Genomic DNA, 2392 nt, shown 5'->3' on the forward strand with positions numbered 1-2392 from the left:
ATTAATCGTTGACTCTTTTCAACAAACCACAAAGACATCGGAACTCTATACCTACTATTCGGCGCATGAGCTGGAATCATAGGCACAGCTCTAAGTCTTCTCATTCGAGCTGAACTAGGCCAACCCGGTAGTTTACTAGGTAGTGACCATATCTATAATGTCATTGTGACAGCCCATGCATTTGTTATAATTTTCTTCATAGTTATACCCATTATAATTGGAGGGTTCGGGAACTGACTAGTACCCTTGATAATTGGTGCTCCTGACATAGCATTCCCCCGTCTAAATAATATAAGCTTCTGACTTCTTCCCCCCTCTTTCCTGCTGCTAATGGCATCAACCATAATCGAGGCTGGCGCCGGAACAGGTTGAACAGTATATCCCCCCTTAGCAGGAAACCTCTCTCATCCAGGGGCCTCCGTAGACTTAGTTATTTTCTCCCTCCACCTAGCAGGGATTTCCTCTATCCTAGGAGCTATCAACTTCATCACTACCATTATCAACATGAAGCCCCCCGCCATATCCCAGTATCAAACCCCATTGTTTGTCTGATCTGTCCTAATCACAGCAATCCTACTACTCCTCTCCCTGCCAGTCTTAGCTGCCGGCATTACTATACTATTAACAGACCGCAACCTTAACACTACCTTCTTTGATCCTACTGGAGGGGGAGACCCTATCCTATACCAACACCTATTTTGATTCTTTGGCCACCCTGAAGTCTACATCCTCATTCTCCCTGGATTCGGAATAATCTCCCACATTGTAACTTACTACTCCGGGAAGAAAGAACCATTTGGGTATATAGGTATGACCTGGGCTATAATGTCAATCGGGTTCCTAGGATTTATTGTATGAGCCCACCATATATTTACAGTAGGCATAGATGTAGACACACGAGCTTACTTCACCTCTGCTACCATAATCATTGCTATTCCTACTGGAGTTAAAGTTTTCAGCTGACTTGCTACACTTCATGGGGGCAATATCAAATGATCTGCCGCAATACTTTGAGCCCTAGGCTTTATCTTTCTATTCACCATAGGGGGCCTTACCGGTATTATCTTAGCAAACTCATCCCTAGATATTGTACTACACGATACGTACTATGTTGTCGCCCATTTCCACTATGTCCTGTCAATAGGAGCTGTTTTTGCCATTATAGGGGGCTTCATCCACTGATTCCCTTTATTTTCAGGCTATACATTAGACCAAACTTATGCCAAAGCCCACTTTATTATTATATTCATAGGTGTAAATTTAACCTTTTTTCCACAACACTTCCTTGGCCTATCTGGAATACCCCGACGCTATTCTGACTACCCCGATGCTTATACCGCATGAAATGTTCTATCATCCATTGGCTCCTTTATTTCACTAGTAGCAGTGATCCTAATAATCTACATGATCTGAGAGGCCTTCGCCTCAAAACGCAAGGTATCAATGACCGAACAATCCCCCACCAACCTCGAATGATTAAATGGCTGTCCCCCGCCTTATCACACATTTGAAGAACCAGCCTATGTTAAACTAAACGAAAAAGGAGGGAGTCGAACCCCCTAAAACCGGTTTCAAGCCAATCCTATAGCCCCTATAACTTTTTCAATAAGATATTAGAAAAACTATTTCATGGCTTTGTCGAAACCAAATTATAGGCTATAACCCTATATATCTTACATGGCCCACCCAGTTCAACTAGGTCTACAAGATGCTACATCCCCTGTTATAGAAGAATTAATCACCTTCCACGACTATGCATTTATGACTATCTCTTTAATTAGCTTTCTAGTCTTATACGCTCTATCCTCAACACTCACAACAAAGCTAACCAATACCAACATTACAGACGCCCAAGAAATAGAGACCACTTGAACCATCCTACCCGCAGTCATTCTAATCCTGATTGCCCTACCATCTCTACGCATTCTATACCTAACAGACGAAATCAACGACCCCTCCTTTACTATTAAATCAATTGGACATCAGTGATACTGAACCTATGAATACACAGACTACGGAGGCCTCATCTTTAATTCTTACATAATACCCCCATTATTCTTAAACCCAGGAGACCTTCGACTCCTGGAAGTTGACAACCGAGTGGTTCTCCCAATTGAAGCCCCTGTTCGTATAATAATTACATCTCAAGATGTTTTACACTCATGAACTATCCCCACACTAGGTTTAAAAACAGATGCAGTGCCCGGACGCTTAAATCAAACCACATTTACCGCCACACGACCAGGCGTCTATTACGGACAATGCTCAGAAATCTGTGGGGCTAACCACAGCTTCATGCCTATCGTCGCAGAACTAATCCCGTTAAAAATCTTTGAAATAGGACCTGTATTTACCCCGCCATGTCTTCTTTCCGGAGCCCCTCATCTAAACG

At 42.8% G+C, this 2392-nt stretch carries 1 protein-coding gene and 2 pseudogenes; all 3 read left to right on the top strand.

The features are described from left to right. Positions 1-12: 12 nt before the first annotated feature. Positions 13-1476 (top strand): annotated as a pseudogene (locus ACFIL3_RS09675) (cbb3-type cytochrome c oxidase subunit I); the annotation flags it as partial. Between the two features lie 201 nt (positions 1477-1677). Beyond that, the gene (locus ACFIL3_RS09680) at positions 1678-1872 is read left to right on the top strand and encodes a cytochrome c oxidase subunit II transmembrane domain-containing protein (protein ID WP_375654043.1); all 195 of its coding nucleotides are present in this window, start codon (positions 1678-1680) and stop codon (positions 1870-1872) included. A gap of 135 nt (positions 1873-2007) precedes the next feature. After that, positions 2008-2392: pseudogene (locus ACFIL3_RS09685) on the top strand (hypothetical protein); the annotation flags it as partial.

It is taken from the genome of Bartonella sp. CE47NXGY, from assembly GCF_042195415.1.
GTDB lineage: Bacteria > Pseudomonadota > Alphaproteobacteria > Rhizobiales > Rhizobiaceae > Bartonella.